Below are 19,931 nucleotides of genomic sequence, written 5' to 3' on the forward strand. Positions count from 1 at the left end.
AATAAGATGCAGAGTTTAATATGTAAAAATGTGATGAGCCTAAGCTGCATGCTCATTTTAACTGCGTGCAGTTCGCATGTAGTACTGCAGCCACCTGAATATAAGATTCCGATTGTGCAAGCAGATGATCAGTACAAATATGCAGATTTAAACTGGACACCAACCTCGGCAATAAAAATTTCAGCTGAACAATGGTGGAATATTTATCAAGATCCTGTTTTAAGCCAATTGATGCAGCAATTGAATCAAGAAAATTTAACCTTAAAGCAAGCCGAAGCACGTTATCAGCAAGCGCAGGCTTTGCTTGAAGTACAGCGTGCCAATCGCGTACCCAATATCACAGCAAATGGTGCTGCAAATCGTAATGGCGCAAAAAATACCTCAGCAAGTAGCCAATTTGGATTGGGTGTACAAGCCAGTTGGGTACCTGATATCTGGGGACGGGTAGCAAAGGCCATTGAAGGGCAGCAAGCCAATCTAGTAGCCAATCAGGCCGATTTAGATGCAGTTAAATTAAATCAGCAATTGTTGGCCACAGACGCTTATTGGAATATTCGTGTACTGGATGCACAGTCTGATGTACTGCAGCAAACCCAAAAAAGTTATCTGCGTTCGGTTCAAATCTTAAAGAATCAATACAATGCAGGCATGATTGCTCGCGCAGATGTCATACAGGCAGAAACGCAATTAAAGCAGGTGCAAATTCAACGGATTGAAACCACCCGAGATCGCAATTTACAAGAAAATATTTTGGCGGTGCTGCAAGGTAAAAGTGTTGCTCAGTTTCAATTGACTAAACAGAAGCAGGCATTGACCGTTCCACAGATCCCTGCTCAGCTTCCAAGCCGATTATTAATCCAGCGTCCTGATGTTATTCGCGCAGAGCGGGAATTGGCCATGACGCATGCTGAACTGGGTTTAGCGCAAACTGCATGGCTGCCTGATATTACGATAGGTTTAAATGGCAGTTTAAACAGTCAAATTTTGGGGCATTTGTTCTTATCGCCGCAATACTTATGGTCTACAGGTTTACAAGCGGCTGCCATTGTTTTTGATGGCGGTAAACGAGAAGCGGAAATTGCTCAGGTTCAAGCCAATTACGATGAAAAATTAGCAGCCTATAAGCAGTCGATATTAACAGGCTGGAAAGATGTCGAAGATGCGTTGCTGCAGGCATCCAGTTTTAAACAGCAGCAAACTGAACAAGCAAAACTCTTTGCGCTGGCAACCGAGAATGAACAAGCAGCAACTCGGCGTTATAGCGCAGGCTTAGTGAGTTATTTAGAAGTGGTTACTGCTCAAAATTTAAGATTGCAGGCTGAGCAAACGACTTTGCAATTGCAACTTTCTCAAATGAACAATACAGCACAATTGATTGCCGCATTGGGTGGAAATATTCGAATGTAATCTGAAGCATCATTTTTGGAAATGTATAGGTTTTATTTGTTTGAAAAGGCACTCAATATTTTACTGGAATTGGGATATTTCATTTTGTTAAATAATGAAAAGCAACAGCAATCAATACAGCAGCTTATCGTTGATATTTTGGATGAAAATTTAGAAGGATTGGCTGTAGATCAATTATATATCCAGCTCAATTTGATTAAATCTTGCAGTCTTGCGAGCGTTTACAGAATCTTGTCAGAGATGCGGAGATTAGGAGTCGTTCGAAAAACTGAATTTGCTCGCCAAAAGGCTGTCTATACAATGTCAAAGCAAAAGTTAAAGTGCAGTGTGAGTGATGCATATAGCAATGAGGTATTGCCTTGCAGTAATCAAGAATTGATTATGGATTTTGAACAATTATTTGATAAATATAAGAATGAGTTTTCTGGCATCGATATTGTTTTATATAAAAAATAATGTTCTGTTGTTGATTGCATAAAAGGCGAATGTATAGATCTCACTGGCTTTGCTGCACAAAGATTTAAAAGTTAAAGCTTCACCTATGTCTCAAATTTAAGTTACCGCTTGAGTGAGAAAATGGCCTGATTCTTTAAATATTGAATACTGTCAGATGTGTACAAATTTTATTGACGCGGCTTGGAAAGTTTCAAGCACTGAGCTGATCTTTAAATAATTCGATGCAGCGCATTTTTATTTCAACTAAACTTTGGCGATGTTAGCCTGACCAATTTTTTCATTTGCTTCAAGGCGCATAGTAGGCAATATCGCCCGCTTTGGCAGGGTGTTCCTTTGGTGCCTGCTGTGAGCTCAGTTACTGCCGCTCATAAACACTTGGTTAATTGATCATTATATCTAACTAAAATGTTTCTAAAAAAAATCGGTGGCTATTCAAGTATGCAGGTCAGTAAATCCGTGTACTAAATTCTATAAAGCGTAATAATTTTCCTCGTTTAGGAGTGTTATTTCGATAAGGTTGTCATCTTGATATATTTGAATATATTTTATTTGGCAAGTTTTTATTTATTTTATTGGTTAAAGTCAATACGTTTTTTGATTATTTATTGAAGGTATATTGTGCTTCTGTTGAGATTATAAAAATAATTTTTTTAATTGGCCGTTGATTAATGGGTAATATTTTTAAATAACTAACTTTCTATTTAATTCAGTTTTTTTAAAGTTTCTATTAGGTTTTTTTGGGTATCTGGAAAATTTTGTTTAAGACGGATTGTTTTTTTGATTAATTTTATTAATTCAGATTAAAATAGTTGGATTTTTTTTTATTTAATTGCATTTAAGTTTATGAAAAATAATATTTAATTATTGTTTTTTGATTTGCTTTGACGTTAAACTTTTTTAAAAGTATATTATAAAAATAAATATTTTTAATAACAGTGTTTTTATATATTTTTTTAAATAGAGGTGGAAATGAATCAGAAAAGTATCTGTTTTTATGAGTTTGGTGATAGGCGGGAAAATAGCTTGAAAGGAGAAGAAAATCAGGATGTAGAAATTGAGTTAGATAATAAAATGGTTGATCAGGCAATTATTTTATTATCTGATGGTAGTATTGGTTCTGTTACATTAGAAGCTGTTTGTGTAAATTCTGGTTGTAGCTTGGGTTTGGTTTTGCGGCATTATGGAACTGAAGCTGGATTGTTAATTCGTGTATTAAATTCGTTGGAAATATGGTTGGGTGAGAAGTGTAGAGTAGCGACCGAAGGTAAATATGGTCTTGAAGCTATAAATAGCCTTTTTTTAGATGCTGCAAATGATATTAATAAGAATAAAGATAAATATAGGGCATATTTTGGGTTGAAATTCTATGGTTTGGAATCTAATCAGGAATTGAGTCAGTGTTTAATTGAGTCGCAAAAAATAAGAGAAAAAGAGCTGATTAAGCAGCTAAGAGAGGCTTTAGTTTTAGAACAACTGTCAAGAAATGTAGATATAGAAATGCTAGCAGACTTTATTATGGCTTCAATGATTGGGTTAGTGCATAAGTGGATGGCCGATCCGGATTTTGATATTGAATTACGGTTGAATCAATTCGTTAAAATTCATTTAAAAGCCATGTTTACACATGCACATTTATATTACTCAGTTAAATATTGGGGGGAGTGACTGAAATGTCTGCAAAATATTCGCGTCTATTATTTATTGTGCTTTCTTCAGGCATGTTGACAGCATGTCAACATATTGAAACTTACCAAAAACCGCAAGTGGCATTGGCTGAAGTGTATCCCATGCAAAAAGGGACTAAATATCAGGCTTTAATATGGTCTGATTATGTGAATGATCCAGTTTTGATTCAAGTGGTGAATCTGGCTTTAACCCATAATCGCGATTTAAAAATTGCAGCGCTGAGGGTTCAGGAAGCGAAAGCCGCATACGGTATTCAGCGTTCCGAAGCCTGGCCGGGCATTTCAGGCAGTGCTGGCTATGACCGCAGTCGAGTGCCGGCTGATTTATCTTATGCCGGTCGTGCAGTGACTTCCGATCAGTATTCTGTCGGTATTGGCATGAACCAATGGGAACTGGATCTTTGGGGGCGTATCCGCAGTTTAAATGAAGCAGCCTTGCAACAGTTTTTTGCGACTGAATATAATCAGCTGGCTGTACGTAACAGCATTATCCAGCAGGCGATACAAAGCTATGTGACACTGTCGGAATTAGAAAAAAGGATTTATTTTGCGCAGCGTTCGGTGCAAAGCTATGAAAAATCTGTGCGTATATTCAAGCGCCGTTATGAAGTGGGTGCCGGGTCGAAAGTTGAATATATGCAGGCGCAAACTTTGTTAACCAATGGTCAGACCTTATTGGCGCAGTTGCAAAAAAGTCAGGATATGACAGCCAATTATTTGGTGCAGCTAATTGGCCAGCCGATTGCAATTCCAAAACCCGATTTAGACCAAGTGACTTTTAAAACTGGGGTGCTGCAAACAGGGCTGCCTTCGGAATTAATGCTGAACCGTCCAGATATTCGCTCTGCCGAGGCAATGCTCAATTCTAAACATGCCAATATTCATGCAGCCCGCGCGGCATTTTTTCCGAGGATTGCATTAACTGGCAGTTTTGGTACCGCCAGTACTGAGCTTGATGGTTTGTTTAATTCAGGCAGTGAACTGTGGACTTTTTCGCCAAGTATCAGCATTCCAATTTTTACTGCTGGACGTTTGAAAAATAACGTGACTTTAGCTGAAGTACGTCAAGACATCGCTGTCTCTGAATATGAAAAAACCGTACAAAATGCCTTTCGTGAAGTGGCTGATGCCTTGGCAGGACAGCGGCATTTAACCAAACAATTGCAAGTGCAGCAGCAAGGCTTGAACGCATTTCGAGAAACTGCTCGGCTGGCGCAATTGCGCTATGACAATGGTGCAGTCGGTTATCTTGATGTACTGGATGCACAACGCAGCCTAATGTCTGCAGAGCAGCAATGGGTTGAAACGCAAAGCGCCTTAATGCAGTCCTACGTCTCTCTATACTTTGCTTTGGGGGGAGACAGCAACATCATAACGCCGTCTTAACAATACAGCTTTAAAAGAATCTGAACAAAATGATGAAGAAGGAATTTTACGCTTGAACAAGCTTCCTTTTAAATTTTATTGAATATATTTGGTGGTTAAGCATATGAATATTAAAAAGTTATCTATTGTTGGGGCAGTGGTGGTTGCAATTTTGGTCGCTTATCTGGTTTGGCAAAAGATTAGCAAGCCCGATACCGAAGCACTGGTCAGCGGCAATGGCCGAATTGAAGCAACGGAAATCAATGTGTCCAGTAAATTGTCAGGTCAGCTTGAAGAGATTTTAGTTAAGGAAGGTGACTTTGTTGAGCCTGGACAAGTCTTGGCGCGTATCAATGTATCAACTTTGGAAGCACAAGTCCGTGAGGCCGAAGCTCAGCAACGCCAGGCTGAAAATGCCATTGCAACAGCCGAAGCGCAGCTGGCCATGCGTATCAGTGAAAAAGCAGCTGCTGAGGCGATGGTAGTACAGCGTGAAACAGAATTAACCGCAGCTAAAAACCGTTTAGCCCGTACTGAAATTTTAGCCAAAGAAGGTGCATCGTCAAAACAGCAACTGGATGATGAACGCGCCGATGCTAAACGTGTTGCCGCTGTGTTAAGCGCAGCCAAAGCGCAAGTGAATAGTGCACAAGGCGCCATTGTCGCTGCGCGTAGTCAGGTTTCAAGCGCCCATTCACAAGTAGATGCGGTGAAAGCAACTATTGAACGTCTGAAATTTGATATTGATGATGCGCAGTTGAAATCACCATTAAAAGCGCGGGTTCAGTTCCGGGTCGCGCAACCCGGTGAAATGATCGCTGCGGGCGGTCGTGTATTGAATTTGATTGATTTGTCTGATGTATATATGACTTTCTTCTTGCCTGAAACAGTCGCTGGCCGTATTGCAATGGGTACAGAAGTGCGTATTGTGCTGGATGCTGCTAAAAATATAGTTATTCCAGCCAAAGTGTCTTTTGTTGCAGATACAGCGCAGTTCACACCTAAATCGGTTGAAACGGAAAGCGAACGGCAAAAACTGATGTTCCGCGTTAAAGCGAAAATTGATCCGGAACTGCTGCAAAACAATATTAAACAAGTGAAGACCGGCCTTCCGGGCGTTGCCTACATTAAAATTGATGATAAAGCGGCTTGGCCGCCATTCTTAGAAAAAAAGGTTAAATCATGACACAACAATCAGTTCAAGGGCTGATTGTTGCAGCGATTCAAAATGTCAGCCTGAAATATGAAAAAACTGAAGCGTTAAAGAATATTACTTTATCGCTTCCGGCAGGCTGCATGATTGGCTTGATCGGTCCAGACGGGGTAGGTAAATCCAGTCTGCTGGCATTGCTGTCTGGTGCTAAAATTGTACAGGAAGGTAAGCTCACTGTTTTAGGCGGTGATATTGCCAGTAAAAAACACCGTAAAAAAGTCTGTCCGCATATTGCCTATATGCCGCAAGGCCTAGGTAAAAACCTGTATAAGACATTGTCGGTTGAAGAAAATTTACAATTTGTAGCGCGGCTATTTGGCCATAGTGCCGAAGAGCGCCGCCGCCGTATTGATGAGTTGACCAAAAGTACAGGTTTAAATGGTTTCTTGGATCGGCCTGCAGGCAAGCTTTCTGGCGGCATGAAGCAAAAATTGAGCCTGTGCTGCTCACTTATTCATGATCCAGATTTTCTGATTTTGGATGAACCGACGACAGGGGTAGATCCCTTAGCACGAGCCCAGTTTTGGGAACTGATTAACCGAATTCGCAAAGGCCGCCCAGGAATGAGCGTGATTGTGGCCACTGCGTATATGGATGAAGCCCAAGGTTTTGATTGGCTGGCGATGATGGATGACGGCAATATTTTAAAAACCGGGACTCCGCAGGAATTACTCTCAAAAACTGAAAGTCAGAATTTGGAAGAAGCCTATATTAAGCTGCTGCCTGAGGAAAAAACCAAGGGCTATGAGTCTGTGGTGATTCCACCATTGACTGAGTATGATTCGCAGCACTATGCACTTGAAGCACAGGATTTGACAGTTAAATTTGGTGATTTTACTGCGGTGGATCATGTTAATTTCAAAATCAAGCGCGGTGAAATTTTCGGCTTTTTAGGCTCGAACGGCTGCGGTAAATCGACAACAATGAAAGTACTGACGGGCTTGCTAGAAGCATCGGAAGGTAAGGCATGGCTATTTGGTCAGCCGGTTGATGGGAGCGATCTCGCAACACGGCAGCGTGTCGGCTATATGTCGCAGTCATTTTCCTTGTATACCGAACTGACCATTCTGCAAAACTTAATTTTACATGCAAAATTATTTCATGTGCCTGCTGACAAAATAGATGAGCGCGTACAGTTGATGCTGCAGCGTTTTGATTTGACTAAGGTACAGGAGCAATTGCCTGATGACTTGCCGCTAGGTTTGAGGCAACGGTTATCTTTGGCGGTAGCGCTGGTGCACAATCCTGAAATTTTGATTCTGGATGAACCGACTTCCGGTGTTGACCCGATTGCGCGGGATAACTTCTGGCGCCATTTGATCAGTCTCTCGCGGAATGATGGGGTCACGATCTTTATTTCCACGCATTTCATGAATGAAGCCATGCGCTGTGACCGCATGTCTATGATGCATGCTGGCCGGGTTTTAGATAGCGCAGCACCAGCTCAGCTGATTGAAAATCGCCATGCCGAAACACTAGAAGAAGCATTTATTGGTTATTTGCTGGATGCCGGTGCAGGAACCAAAACCGATCCGGAAGATGCTTCATCATCTGAACTCAATTTAAATAAGCCAGCTGAAAAAATAGATGAAAAGCCCAAAAGTTTCAGCTTGCAGCGTATGTTCAGTTATGCGTGGCGTGAGTCTTTGGAGCTTGCGCGAGATCCGATCCGCGCTACTACAGCATTGCTGGGTTCGCTGATTCTGCTTTTTGTAATCGGTTTTGGTATTACGATGGATGTAGAAGACCTGACTTTTGCGGTACTTGATCGGGATCAGTCTGGACTCAGTGCAAACTACACCATGAGTATTGCTGGCTCACGTTATTTTATTGAGAAGGCGCCGCTGCATAGCTATGACGAAGTTGATCAGCGCATGCGCAGCGGTGACATTTCGCTTGCCATTGAAATTCCGGCAAATTTTGCACGGGATGTTGCCCGGGGAGAAAATGTCAAAATTGCGGCTTGGATTGATGGTTCTATGCCATCACGTGCTGAAACTGTGCAAGGTTATGTACAGGGTATTCATAACCACTGGCTCATGCAAAAGACTTTGGAAAAAAGCGGTTATGACCGTTCAAGTCTGGTGACCGTCGAAACTCGTTACCGCTATAACCCCGATATTAAAAGTTTGCCGGCCATGGCGCCTGCAGTCTTTCCGCTGCTGCTGCTGCTGATTCCGGCAATCTTGACAGCACTATCTGTCGTACGGGAAAAAGAACTGGGCTCGATTGTCAATTTATATGTAACGCCCGTTACGCGGACGGAATTCCTGATTGGCAAGCAAATTCCTTATATCGTACTGGCAATGATGAATTATCTGTTGATGTGCTTGATGATTGTCACGCTGTTTGATGTTCCGATCAAAGGCAGTTTCTTCACGCTGACACTGGCGTCATTGTTGTTTGTGATTTTTTCAACTGGAATGGGGCTGCTGGCATCTACCATGACCAAAAGCCAGATTGCTTCTTTGTTTTTGGTAGTGATTGCTACCTTAATTCCTGTGATGCAGTTTGCCGGAATTATTACCCCTGTGTCATCACTGGAAGGGTTTGGCCGATGGTTTGGTGAAATTTACCCAGCTACTCATATGATCAACATCAGCCGCGGGATATTCAACAAAGGCTTGGGCTTTGATGATTTGAATAAATCCCTATGGATTATGGCGCTGTCTGTGCCTGTCATCATGTTAGCCGCCATCGCCTTGCTGAAAAAACAGGAGCGATAAAATGATCAGACATAAATTGCAGAATATTTATCAGCTGGGCTGCAAGGAACTATGGAGCCTGTGGCGTGATCCGATCATGCTGGTATTGATTATCTATACTTTTACGGTGTCAGTTTATACCGCGGCTACAGCGATGACTGATACTTTAAATATGGCGCCGATAGCGATTGTAGACGAAGATAAATCGACATTATCCGAGCGCATTTCGTCGGCCTTTTATCCGCCGTACTTCATCAGCCAAACCGCTGAGTTGAATACCATGGATTCTGGCATGGATGCAGGGGAGTTTACGTTTGCATTGAACATCCCAGTCAATTTCCAGGAACATGTCTTGAAAGGCGACACGGCTGAAATTCAGCTCAATGTCGATGCAACGCGTATGACTCAGGCCATGTCTGGGGCTGGTTATGTTCAGCAGATTATTCAGTCAGAAGTCAATGAATATGTGTTGCGAAACCGTCATATTACTGCTTTGCCTGTAGAGCTGGAACTGCGTGCGCGCTTCAACCCAACGCTTGATTCGCAATGGTTTGGCAGTGTCATGCAGATCATCAATAACGTTGCGATGCTGTCGATTATTTTGACGGGTGCAGCCTTAATTCGTGAGCGCGAACATGGCACGATTGAACACTTAATGGTTATGCCCGTGACGGTGTTTGAAATTATGATGTCTAAAGTCTGGTCAATGAGCCTGGTAGTACTGATTGCAGCATTTCTCGGCCTTAAAGTTGTGGTGCAAGGGGTCTTAGATGTACCGATTGACGGCAGTTTGTCTTTATTCTTTTTGGGTGCTTTGCTGACTTTATTTGCGACCACATCTATGGGCATTTATATGGCGACCGTATCCAAGTCCATGCCGCAGTTTGGCTTGCTGATGATGCTGGTACTGATTCCCATGCAAATGCTTTCTGGCGGCTTAACACCGCGGGAAAGCATGCCGGAAATTGTTCAAAATATTATGCTGATTGCGCCAACAACCCACTTTGTTTCTTTGGCTCAAGCTATTTTGTACCGTAATGCAGGCTTTGATGTCGTTTGGCCGTCCATGTTGTGGCTGATCGGTATTGCATCGGTCTTCTTTTATGTGTCATGGAAACGCTTTAAGGACACCATTCATACCATGGCTTAACGATGTCCATTTTACAGGCGGTATCTATCCCTTAAAAGCGGCCTGCTTTTTTTGATGTGTGCTGTTAATTCAGCACACATCATTAAGGTAAATGGATAAAATTGGAAAAAGATTTGAGTGATACAGTATGGCCATTCAATTTTAAAAAAAGACAGCTGCCATATAGATTTCAGGTACAGGCTTGCTCATCTGAAAATTATATTGCTGAATCAGCCTTTAACGGTAAGTTTGTGCAGCAAAGCCATTTGAAGCTGCATTATCTTTATAGGTTTAAAAAGGAATTGAATTCTTCATAAAAATTTTGCTTAGAGGCAATGCTAACATTGAGGCGAGTCCATTGATTATATTTCTCTCCATCCAAACTAAAAATATAGCCAGGTGCGAGAACAAGCTTATGTTCAACTGACTTTTTCATCATGTCATGAGACAAATCTAGATTTTCAAAAGTAGTCCAATAATATAAAGAATCTTGAGCTTCGTAAAAAACCTTGCCTCCTAATTTTTTAATATTATTCAGTGCAAGCTGGCTGTTTGATTTTAGGCTTTCTTTAAAAAAATGAAGATGCTGTTCATAAGCTTTACTCTGTAAAATCGTACAAATAAATTGTTCTGCATATTCTGAACTATTTACATGTAAAATGGCTTTGAAATCAGCGATTTTATCAATTAAATGGTATTCACCAACAATAAACCCAACACGAATAGATGGGCTGATAATCTTAGAGAATCCGCCAATATAAAGATGATGTGAAAAATCACTATACGAGCTTAATCTGTGCTTAATATCTGTATATTCAGAAAATATATCATTTTCAATAATTAAACAGTTATGTTCTTTACACAAGCTGTTAATGATCTTGATTTTATCTAGACTGATGTGTGTACCGGTCGGGTTGTGTGAAATGCTTTGGGTAAAGAAAAGTTTAGGTTTGAGTGTCTTTAAATATTCTGCAAGAATTTGACAGTCTGGCCCATCGACCAAACGCGGAACCTCCATTATTTTACATTTTGTGAGCTGCAGTTTTTTTAGCAGCGGATAATAAATAGGCGAGTCGACTAAGACAATAGTATCGGATTCAACGAAATATCGAATAATCAGATCGATTGCATCATTTACACCATTGGTCAGTAAAATATTATCAGGAACAGTTTTAATGTTGATTTGGCTTAAGCGTAAGGATAATGTTTCTCTCAGCGCTTCATAACCATATTTAGACCCGTAACGTAATAGCTTAGTATTATTTTCTTGAAGTGATTTTTGCAGAAGTTTATTTAAGGGCAATAAGTCAAACCACGACGAATCGGGGAAGCCATCTCCCACATTAATGACGCCATTGAATGTTTCTAATTGCCGGCGCATTAGCCATAGCTCATCTATGTCATGCATTTCAATATTGGCTTGCTTAAATCTGGGCAGATTTTTTTGTTCCATGACAAAAAAACCGGATGCGGGCTTTGAATAGATTAGACCTTCGTCTATTAGTCGCTCTAAAGCATAAATGACGGTATTTTTAGAGACATTATACTGAATGCATAATTTTCGAATAGATGGAATTTTTTCATTTTTTTTATACAGTTGAGATTTTATTTGATGTTTTAAAATCTGAAAAATTTGATCAACAAGGTGTACTGAGCTGGCGTCCATAATATTATTTTAACTGTCCTAAAAAAACTGTCCGTAAAAACTGTACCTTGAGAGAAATCAGGCAAACACTTAAATTGTTTCTATGAACATAATGAGCATAGGATAGCCAGCATGAATTCTAAATTACCTGATTTTCGTAAATTAACAGTTTCAGAACGCCTCAAGGAAGTTTCAAAAATAGCAGGTTTAAATGCCCAACAACAGCAATTATTGGAAAATGACGGCGCGTTAGTTTGTGATTTAGCAAACGGCATGATTGAAAATGTTATTGGAAAATTTGAACTGCCATTTGGCGTTGCTGCAAATTTTCAAATTAATGGTAAAGATCATTTAATTCCAATGGTGGTTGAAGAGCCATCTGTCGTTGCTGCCGCATCATATATGGCAAAAATTGTGCGTGAAAATGGCGGTTTTAGAACTTCAAGCACAGAGCCGTTAATGCGTGCACAAGTCCAAATTTTGGGTATTGAATCTGCAGAAAAAGCGAAAGAAATTTTATTGGCCAATAAACAGGAAATTATTCAGCTTGCAAATAGCAAAGATAAATTTCTGATCAGTTTGGGCGGCGGCTGTAAAGACATCGAGGTTCATTTATTTGAGTCCACCAAAGTCGGCCCTATGGCTGTTATGCATCTGATTGTAAACGTCTGTGATGCGATGGGCGCAAATACAGTGAACACTATGGCAGAGACAGTAACGCCATTGGTTGAAAAACTGACAGGGGGGCAAGTTCGTTTACGGATTTTATCCAATCTCGCAGATTTGCGCCTAGTCCGGGCGGAATTAACTGTACGCCCCGATCAACTGAAACAAGAGTCATTGTCTGGTGAAGAAGTGATTGAACGTATGCTGGAAGCATATGAGTTTGCTGTCATTGATCCATATCGTGCGGCAACGCATAACAAAGGCATTATGAATGGGATTGATCCTGTAGTTGTTGCTACAGGGAATGACTGGCGTGCAATTGAAGCAGGCGCACATGTTTATGCAGCCAAAAACGGACAGTACACATCGCTTACGGCTTGGGAGAAAGATGCTCAGGGCAATTTGGTTGGCCGCATCGAATTGCCTATGGCGGTAGGCTTAGTCGGCGGGGCAACGAAAACCCATCCTTTAGCGCAATTGTCTATTCAGATGCTGAATATTGAATCTGCAAGTGAGCTCGGAGAAGTGATTGCAGCGGTTGGCTTAGCACAAAATATGGCGGCGATGCGTGCATTGGCAACAGAAGGGATTCAGCGTGGCCATATGGCATTGCATGCACGCAATATTGCTGTTGTGGCGGGCGCTAATCTGGAGGAAGTTGACTTAATTGTGGCAAAAATGGTCGCAGAACATGATGTCAGAAATGATAGGGCATTGGAGCTGTTGGCAGAATTGCGCAGTTGATGCGTTTGCTTTTAAAACTGGAAGGACTAGGAGTTAGCCGCAATGGATAATGCGATGCAGCAAGATAAAAAAAATGCAGCTCATCACCGTCAATGTTCTCAAAAAGATGTATCAAGTGAGAATAATGATGAGCTTGTAGAAGTATGGGGAGATACGGTCAGCTTCCCGGCTTTGGTTAAATCGATTTTTATTGGCGCAGCCTTAAGCGTGTCATTTTTTTATTCCTCGCAATGGGTATTAGGGCAATTTGTTGAAAACCAGACTCTTAATCATGCATATAGCATGTTGTGTGGATTAGCAGGATGCTTAATTGCGGGTTTTATTTGTTCAGTTTTATACAAACCCAAACGAGAAATTCTAGAGTCTGAAAATCAATCCATGGAATGGTTTGAAATATTGATTGATCAATGGGAAAAAGAAGGCAAATCAATTGGTGAAATTCATGATTTACCTGAAAAACTTGTTCAAGAATTAAAGGAACTAAATTTGTACGATGCTTTTGTTGCATATGCCCAACAGCGTCAGCAAAGTGAGGGTAAATAAAATGGAATTATTATTTGATCAAGTTTTGATGGCTTTTGGATTCGGTTTATTTGGCGCGGTTTTATTTGCCGCCATTGGCCTAATTTCTGGAACGGACGAAACTACCACAATTGCTCCTCTAACTTTATTAATTATTTTACTTGGCGCACCGCCAGTAGGGATATTCACTTTCTGGATGGCTGCGGTTGTTGCAAAGCATATGACCCATGCTATTCCTACCGCATTATTGGGTATCCCCGGTGATACTTTAGCCACACCGCTAATGGCGGAATGTGAGGCGATGCGGAAGCTTGGTGCGCCACATATTGCTTTGCGCAAGATGATTTCTGGCGCCATTGTTTCTGCATTTATTGCGGTGCCGTGTGCTGTGTTATTTGCCTCCTTATTAGCCCCGTTTGGCGATGCGATTAAAGCATTCGCACCTTGGATTTTTGCTTTAGCGGCAATCATCATTACCTATTTTTCGCCGGGTAAATTAGCATCTACTTTGCTGCTGATTCCTTTTGTGGTGCTGATTATTGGATTGCAAAGTTTTACGGCAACTTTTGATACTAAATTATCTATTAGCTATTTTCTGGGTATTGCTATTGGGCCATTAATTGCAGATTTGCTAATGGTGAGTTCACCATTAGGACGTAAAAAAATGCAGCGTCAATCGGTTAATCAGCTTTCTATTGCACCTGAAGTAAAGAGTTGGTCAGGATACTTTCCTAATCCGCTGAAAGTGCTGGATAAAGAACAAGTAAAATGGACGGTTGCGACGTCTGTGGTTTCAAGTGCTACGTTTGTTTTCAGTCCAGTTGCAATGACCGTCGCCTTGGGGGAGTTTGTCTCTTCACAATTTAAACAGGTGTATCAGCGCTTAACGACGACGCTGACCGCGAAGAATGGTATTACAGAGTCTACTTATATTGCAGAAGCTTTAATTCCGCTGATTGCTTTCGGTCTGCCTTTAAGTCCAGTCGCCGCTGGCCCAGCTGCACCATTATTCAATGCGCCGCCGGTATTTACCGTGGGTGGAAATGGAGTGCAAGGGCATAACTTGCATCATCTTTTAAGCCAATGGGAGTTCTTGGGCTATGGCCTGCTTGCAGTTTTTATTGCTTCCATCGTGTCTTATCCATTTGCCATGAATTATGCCCGCCGAGCAGCCTTATTCGTAACCAAATACATTAGCCATGAGGCCATTATTGCAACATTTGTGGGCCTTATTTTAGTGATCAGTTTATGGGAAGGTGCGCTCCTTGGCGTATTGGTAATTATCACAGTTGGTCTCGTCGGCGGCTTATTATCTAAGCATTTTGGTTTTAATACTGGCTGTCAGTTTATGGGATATTACATGGCGATTCTGTCTGTTCCTGCTTTGATTGGTTTGGTGGGCTAAGCATGAATGACTTTGTAAAAATTGTAGAAGTTGGCGCCCGTGATGGGTTGCAGAATGAAAAATCTGTCATTGAGTTTAACCAGCGGCTAGAGTTTTTGAATCTGCTGGTACGCAGCGGATTTAAATCAATTGAAGTGGGATCCTGTGTTTCACCGCGCTGGGTTCCGCAAATGGACAACAGTACAGCGTTATATGCTGCGCTTGAAAAACCTGAACAGGTAAGCTTCAGCTTATTGGTTCCGAATATGAAAGGATTAGAGGCTGCGATTGAGGCCGGATGCAAAGAGGTCGCCATTTTTACAGCAGCATCTGAATCATTTGCACAAAAAAATATTAACTGTTCTATTCAGGAAAGCTTTGAACGTTTTAAACCCATGTTTGACGTTGCCAAACAGCATGGAATTCAAGTGCGCGGCTATGTATCTTGTGTTGTTGACTGCCCTTATGAAGGGGCAATTGCTCCTGAAAAAGCAGCGCGTGTTGCAAAGCAGCTTTTTGATTTGGGCTGTTATGAAATTTCATTAGGCGAAACGATTGGCACAGCCAGCCCAGTCCGTGTTCGTAAAATGCTGCAGCATTGTCTGAACGTTCTGCCTGTTGACAGGGTAGCGGGTCATTTTCATGACACATATGGTATGGCGATTGCCAATATTTCTGAATCATTAGAGCAGGGCCTGAGGATTTTTGATTCTTCGATTGCAGGATTAGGTGGCTGCCCTTATGCCAAAGGAGCTTCAGGAAATGTAGCCACAGAAGATCTGGTGTATTTATTAGAACAATCGGGCTTTCAAACAGGCATTGACCTTTCTGCAATGTTAAAAGCGGGCCACTACATTGCTTCTGTGCTTCAGCGAGAGAATCAATCGCATTTTGTAAAAGCCCATACAGCAAAACTGCTGGATTAAAAAATGCGGCATAGCGGTCAATAATAGAGTATTGCGGGTTTCATTGAAGAAATGCGATTGATGAAGGGATTTTAGATACAGAATTAGCCGAAGGAACAGGCTTGAAAAGTGACAGTAAAAGGAAAGTGTAAAATTATAGGCAGCAGTGCAATTTTACTCAAACGAAACGTCTAAATTTAATTAAGAACGAAGGCAGCGTCCACATGATTCATATCATTCAAATGATATGAATAGGGTTTTTGCATGCCGAAAAAGCGAAAAGGATCAAGGAATGAAATTAACAGCGAAAATGTTATTCAGCAGCGCAGGACTTATTTTTACCCTCGTGCAGAGCCATGCTGCAGCTGTTTTAGACTCCAAAGGTGATTATTTGTTGGGAGATTGGAACGAAACCCGAAGTCAGCTATCGGAGCAAGGGATTAAGTTTGATGCCAATATTACTGTCGATACCGCCTATTTAGCAGATGGAGGATATCACGATCGGCAAGATCCAACCTATACCAGCCAATTATGGTTAGGGAGTCATTGGGACTTGGAAAAATTACTCGGTTGGGATGGTGTTTCAGTTCGGACAATTGTGACTGCACGGCAAGGTCAAAGTGTTTCAGTTGGACAGCTTTCTGATCCGCTTGCACCGCAGATGGGCAATGTTCAGGCAAGTTATGGGCGAGGAAATAGCGGCAGCCGTTTAAGCGAATTTTCCATAGAGAAACAATTTAAAGATAATGGAATAAGTGTCCGCTTAGGTCGGTTTGGCATGGGAACTTATTTTAATGTGATGTCTTGTGATTTCCAAAATACATCTTTCTGTACAGCGCAGATGGGCAAATGGCAGGGAAGTTCCTGGTACAACATTCCTGTTAGCCAATGGGCAGGCATGTTGAAATATCAAATTTATCCTGAACTCTATGCTCAAGCTGCTGTGTTTGAATTTAACCCAACCAATATTAAAGAAAATGAGGGATGGAACTTAAGTACATCAAATTCAGATGGGGGAACGGCGCCAGTTGAACTTGTTTGGCAGCCGAAACATGCTGTGAATGGCTTAGCGGGGAGTTACCGCCTGGGTATGATGTACAACACCGCAGATAATATTGAAAATCAAAAAGATATTGTGACAGGAGAAGCTAAAGACCATACTTCTGGAGCATGGTTTGTTGCAGAACAGCAGTTAACAAGTCATGGAGCAGGAAAACAAGGTTTACACGGGTTTATGAATTTAAGCTTTCATGATGACCGTACCAATAAAATTGATAATATGCAGCAGATTGGGCTGAAATATATCGGGTTACTGGAAAATCATGAGAATGATATTTTAGGGTTTGGTCTGAATCGTATTCATGTGAGCGACCGTTATCGCGAACATAGCAGCCGCATCAATAAAGAAGAAGAATATAATCTTGAACTAAATTATTCCTATTATCCAACAAAATGGGCCATGCTCCGCCCGAATATTCAATATGTGATTCATCCCGGCGCAACAAGCCATGTCGACAATGCTTTGGTTTTAGGATTAACCAGCAGGCTGACGTTTTAGTTCTTAGTTTATTGATCTTGAGTTGATTCAAATCTGATTAATGCATATCGCGCGGGTGGGGCCATCCTGACTAAGATGGAGGGTTCTGGTGGTTTTGCTACACTTGCCACCTGTAAACAGCAGTTAATTTATGAGTTGCGTAATTCACAGCATTCAGTTTATCACCTAAGCAGGACTGTTTCGCAAGATTGAATGCAATGCATCTTGGCTTCGACGAAACTTTGAGGATGGTAACCTGATCATTCTTTCTATATCGCCCTACCTACATGCTTAACTGTTCGGAGGAGTTCATTTCACTCTTGCGAGCTGGTCCTCGTATCATTCCAGGGCTTGGCATTTTTTCTTGGCGGAATATCGCTCGCGGCTACTCATACATGCCTCGTTCATTGGCCATTTTATTTAGCTGGAAAGTGTCTATAACATCGGCGGCTGTTCAAAACTGATTTGGCTTCACTTGAAATAGATTTATTTTTAGGATTGTCATTTCAAGGCAAAAATCTGTCAATGCATCATTGAGTGCCAATAAAGAAACAAGTATGCTTAATGGATAAGTCTAGATCAGCTGAATCCCTTCAAGGGTATAACTGCGCCGGCTAATATATTCCGCCCATGAATTTAGTGAATATCTTTACTTAAGATTGCAAAAAGTTTAAGGTGACTTAAATTCTGTGAACAGATCCTAGATGGATTTGGACAGCTTCCTTAAATACAGATTTGTGTATGACGAGAAAAACATTTCTAATTCAGATTTTAGTACTCTTGTTTACATTCCAGAATATTTGGAGTGTGGCAGAGGCTGCATGTCTGCATGAAATGCCAAACCTGCCCAATTCAATACTATCTAATCCAATCGCTTTAGATGAAAAGACGGATCATTCTAGCCAAGCGCCTTATTCTCTAGAAAACTATAATGAAATCTATGACTATTGTCAGAAGGTTTGCTTTAATGAAAAGTGCAGTCATTTCTCAAATACAATTGTGATTCAGATTGATCCACCTGATGATTTGAAGTTCAAGACTCATTTTGAAACAGATATTATCCCATCTTATTTGGGAAGAACTTTTTATAAATCCCCTTATTTAAATCAATTAACACCTCCTCCCGATTTGCCCCTGCTATCGGTGGGGTAGTTTTATAAAAGCCCACCACTCCTAATTTCATTATGTGTGGGGCATTTCATGTCAAAAAACAAATTATATCAGGATACCTCTATCCTGAACTTATGCTGGCCTGCATTCCGTACAGGGATCGTGCTATCCGCAATGATCAGTTTAAGTACCTTTGCAGTCGCCAGTACTCAAGACTTAACGCTGAAGCAGGCCATTGATCAGGTCAATCAATACCAAGCGTCCCAAAACTTTTGGGAAACGCAGAAGAGCATTAATGCTGCGAATATCCAGCAGAGTAAGCTGTTCAAAAATCCTGAGTTTTCAATTGAACAAACAGGCTTTGGTTCAAATAATGACAAAGAACTGGCGATTGGCATATCACAGCCCCTGGATATTTTTGGTGAGCGCAAAGCGAACCAAAAATTAGCCAGTATTTCTGCAGATAAAACTGCGCTGAAGCAGAAGATATATCAAGCGCAAGTTGAGCTTGCAGTGAAATATGTCTGGTCGCAACTGGCCATCGCTGAACTTGAAAAAAACATTGTTCATGAACAGCTTCGCGTAAGCGAAGAGAACATGAACGCCATTGAAAAGCGCTTTAATGCGGGCAGTATCGCGCAAGTCGATGTGAATCGCGCACGGTTAAGCTATGCGGAAAATATTCGTCTTTTTAGACAGGCTGACTTGCAGGTGCAAGTGGCAACCCAGCAATTATCAAATTTATGGGGGACGTCAGATAAATCATTGCAGATTAATTTATCTCCGCAAAAGCTTTGGCCAAAATCGGCGCATCAGCAGGTTCAAGAATATTTGGCAGACAACTATGTTGAGAAATATCGGGTTTTACAGGTCTTAGAGTCTCAAGTTACGGTAGATCAACTGAAAGCCAAGGCGCGTCCGAATCCTACTTTAAACCTGGGTGTCAACCGCACTCAGTCCATGGAAAACTCAACACAAAATCAATGGGTCGTTGGCGTGAGTGTGCCGCTCAATATTTTCGACCGCCAGCAAAATGGCATAAAAATCGCGCAAGAGAAAATGAATTTATTAGAGCGTCAGAAAGATTTTTATCTCAAGCAAAATGCGCTGCAAATCGGCACGGTTTTAACGGAACTGCAGGGCTTAGAGGTTCAATTCAAAGTTGTAAATGACACTCAAATTCCTTTGGCGGCTGAAGTGCAAAGTAAAACCTTACAAGGCTTTCTGGCTGGCAAGTTTGCTTTAAGCGATGTTCAGCAGGCCACGCTTCAATTACAGGATATCCGTTTGCGTAAAATTCAGCTGTTGCGGGACGGCTGGCAAAAGGCCATTGAAGCGGAAAGTTTGAGTCTAGGCATTAGCCCAAGTGAAGTGATGTCAAAAGATGCGATTGCACAATTGAATCAAAATTTATGGCAAGACATACAGGCCATGCCTGTCATTGGCGGGGGAAATTAA

Annotated in this window: 15 protein-coding genes and 1 pseudogene; 14 read left to right on the forward strand and 2 right to left on the reverse strand. The window is 41.4% G+C overall.

Features of this window, described 5'->3' with window-relative positions; translation table 11 throughout:
* Window positions 1-6: 6 nt before the first annotated feature.
* The 7 genes from F941_RS04930 to F941_RS04960 all read left to right on the forward strand — a co-directional run bounded on the left by F941_RS04930 (window position 7) and on the right by F941_RS04960 (window position 9,981).
* On the forward strand, window positions 7-1,407 hold the full coding sequence (locus F941_RS04930; protein ID WP_005008497.1) for an efflux transporter outer membrane subunit: 1,401 nt from the start codon (window positions 7-9) through the stop codon (window positions 1,405-1,407).
* Window positions 1,408-1,491: 84 nt separating this feature from the next.
* Window positions 1,492-1,863 carry a transcriptional repressor gene (locus tag F941_RS04935; protein ID WP_228128309.1) on the forward strand — a complete coding sequence of 124 codons (372 nt, stop codon included), beginning with the start codon at window positions 1,492-1,494 and terminating at the stop codon, window positions 1,861-1,863.
* A 969-nt stretch (window positions 1,864-2,832) separates the two neighbouring features.
* The gene (locus F941_RS04940) at window positions 2,833-3,528 is read left to right on the forward strand and encodes a TetR/AcrR family transcriptional regulator (protein ID WP_005008501.1); all 696 of its coding nucleotides are present in this window, start codon (window positions 2,833-2,835) and stop codon (window positions 3,526-3,528) included.
* Between the two features lie 5 nt (window positions 3,529-3,533).
* Window positions 3,534-4,934, forward strand: a complete 1,401-nt coding sequence (locus F941_RS04945) for an efflux transporter outer membrane subunit (protein ID WP_005008505.1) — start codon at window positions 3,534-3,536, stop codon at window positions 4,932-4,934.
* A 103-nt stretch (window positions 4,935-5,037) separates the two neighbouring features.
* Window positions 5,038-6,099, forward strand: a complete 1,062-nt coding sequence (locus tag F941_RS04950) for an HlyD family secretion protein (RefSeq protein WP_005008507.1) — start codon at window positions 5,038-5,040, stop codon at window positions 6,097-6,099.
* Window positions 6,096-8,852 (forward strand): ribosome-associated ATPase/putative transporter RbbA, encoded by a 2,757-nt coding sequence (gene rbbA, locus F941_RS04955; RefSeq protein ID WP_005008508.1) that lies wholly within the window; start codon window positions 6,096-6,098, stop codon window positions 8,850-8,852. The genes F941_RS04950 and rbbA overlap by 4 nt, the downstream gene beginning before the upstream one ends.
* Window position 8,853: 1 nt before the next feature.
* Window positions 8,854-9,981: an ABC transporter permease gene (locus F941_RS04960; protein ID WP_005008510.1), complete on the forward strand. Its 1,128-nt coding sequence runs from the start codon at window positions 8,854-8,856 to the stop codon at window positions 9,979-9,981.
* Between the two features lie 262 nt (window positions 9,982-10,243).
* Here F941_RS04960 and F941_RS04965 read toward each other — a convergent pair whose 3' ends face one another.
* The gene (locus F941_RS04965; RefSeq protein ID WP_005008512.1) at window positions 10,244-11,626 is read right to left on the reverse strand and encodes an aminotransferase-like domain-containing protein; all 1,383 of its coding nucleotides are present in this window, start codon (window positions 11,624-11,626) and stop codon (window positions 10,244-10,246) included.
* A gap of 111 nt (window positions 11,627-11,737) precedes the next feature.
* Between F941_RS04965 and F941_RS04970 the strand changes: the two genes are divergently transcribed.
* The 5 genes from F941_RS04970 (at window position 11,738) to F941_RS04990 (ending at window position 17,384) form a co-directional block, all read left to right on the forward strand.
* The gene (locus F941_RS04970) at window positions 11,738-13,015 is read left to right on the forward strand and encodes a hydroxymethylglutaryl-CoA reductase, degradative (protein ID WP_005008515.1); all 1,278 of its coding nucleotides are present in this window, start codon (window positions 11,738-11,740) and stop codon (window positions 13,013-13,015) included.
* A gap of 42 nt (window positions 13,016-13,057) precedes the next feature.
* On the forward strand, window positions 13,058-13,558 hold the full coding sequence (locus tag F941_RS04975) for a hypothetical protein (RefSeq protein WP_005008517.1): 501 nt from the start codon (window positions 13,058-13,060) through the stop codon (window positions 13,556-13,558).
* Between the two features lies 1 nt (window position 13,559).
* A complete protein-coding gene (locus F941_RS04980) occupies window positions 13,560-14,942 on the forward strand; it encodes a tripartite tricarboxylate transporter permease (protein WP_005008519.1) in 1,383 nt (460 codons plus the stop codon).
* Between the two features lie 2 nt (window positions 14,943-14,944).
* On the forward strand, window positions 14,945-15,847 hold the full coding sequence (locus F941_RS04985) for a hydroxymethylglutaryl-CoA lyase (RefSeq protein ID WP_005008521.1): 903 nt from the start codon (window positions 14,945-14,947) through the stop codon (window positions 15,845-15,847).
* A gap of 271 nt (window positions 15,848-16,118) precedes the next feature.
* Window positions 16,119-17,384, forward strand: coding sequence for a carbohydrate porin (locus F941_RS04990; RefSeq protein ID WP_005008524.1), 1,266 nt, complete (start codon window positions 16,119-16,121; stop codon window positions 17,382-17,384).
* Between the two features lie 139 nt (window positions 17,385-17,523).
* Here the strand turns inward: F941_RS04990 and F941_RS16710 are convergent.
* A pseudogene (locus F941_RS16710) lies at window positions 17,524-17,737 on the reverse strand (IS5/IS1182 family transposase); the annotation flags it as partial.
* Window positions 17,738-18,104: 367 nt separating this feature from the next.
* On the opposite strand from F941_RS16710, the gene F941_RS04995 reads away from it, so the two are divergent.
* Together F941_RS04995 and F941_RS05000 are read left to right on the forward strand one after the other, a co-directional pair.
* Window positions 18,105-18,515 (forward strand): hypothetical protein, encoded by a 411-nt coding sequence (locus F941_RS04995; protein WP_005008527.1) that lies wholly within the window; start codon window positions 18,105-18,107, stop codon window positions 18,513-18,515.
* A gap of 48 nt (window positions 18,516-18,563) precedes the next feature.
* Window positions 18,564-19,931 (forward strand): TolC family protein, encoded by a 1,368-nt coding sequence (locus F941_RS05000; protein ID WP_005008529.1) that lies wholly within the window; start codon window positions 18,564-18,566, stop codon window positions 19,929-19,931.

Source organism: Acinetobacter bouvetii DSM 14964 = CIP 107468 (genome assembly GCF_000368865.1).
In the GTDB taxonomy this organism is placed as follows: Bacteria; Pseudomonadota; Gammaproteobacteria; order Pseudomonadales; family Moraxellaceae; genus Acinetobacter; species Acinetobacter bouvetii.

Bases quoted from the DNA above. Each gene is read 5' to 3' on its own strand.
- F941_RS04930 (WP_005008497.1), top strand. From the start codon at position 7: ATGCAGAGTTTAATATGTAAAAATGTGATGAGCCTAAGCTGCATGCTC.
- F941_RS04940 (WP_005008501.1), top strand. From the start codon at position 2,833: ATGAATCAGAAAAGTATCTGTTTTTATGAGTTTGGTGATAGGCGGGAA.
- F941_RS04945 (WP_005008505.1), top strand. From the start codon at position 3,534: ATGTCTGCAAAATATTCGCGTCTATTATTTATTGTGCTTTCTTCAGGC.
- F941_RS04950 (WP_005008507.1), top strand. From the start codon at position 5,038: ATGAATATTAAAAAGTTATCTATTGTTGGGGCAGTGGTGGTTGCAATT.
- rbbA (WP_005008508.1), top strand. From the start codon at position 6,096: ATGACACAACAATCAGTTCAAGGGCTGATTGTTGCAGCGATTCAAAAT.
- F941_RS04960 (WP_005008510.1), top strand. From the start codon at position 8,854: ATGATCAGACATAAATTGCAGAATATTTATCAGCTGGGCTGCAAGGAA.
- F941_RS04965 (WP_005008512.1), bottom strand. From the start codon at position 11,626: ATGGACGCCAGCTCAGTACACCTTGTTGATCAAATTTTTCAGATTTTA.
- F941_RS04970 (WP_005008515.1), top strand. From the start codon at position 11,738: ATGAATTCTAAATTACCTGATTTTCGTAAATTAACAGTTTCAGAACGC.
- F941_RS04975 (WP_005008517.1), top strand. From the start codon at position 13,058: ATGGATAATGCGATGCAGCAAGATAAAAAAAATGCAGCTCATCACCGT.
- F941_RS04980 (WP_005008519.1), top strand. From the start codon at position 13,560: ATGGAATTATTATTTGATCAAGTTTTGATGGCTTTTGGATTCGGTTTA.
- F941_RS04985 (WP_005008521.1), top strand. From the start codon at position 14,945: ATGAATGACTTTGTAAAAATTGTAGAAGTTGGCGCCCGTGATGGGTTG.
- F941_RS04990 (WP_005008524.1), top strand. From the start codon at position 16,119: ATGAAATTAACAGCGAAAATGTTATTCAGCAGCGCAGGACTTATTTTT.
- F941_RS04995 (WP_005008527.1), top strand. From the start codon at position 18,105: ATGACGAGAAAAACATTTCTAATTCAGATTTTAGTACTCTTGTTTACA.
- F941_RS05000 (WP_005008529.1), top strand. From the start codon at position 18,564: ATGTCAAAAAACAAATTATATCAGGATACCTCTATCCTGAACTTATGC.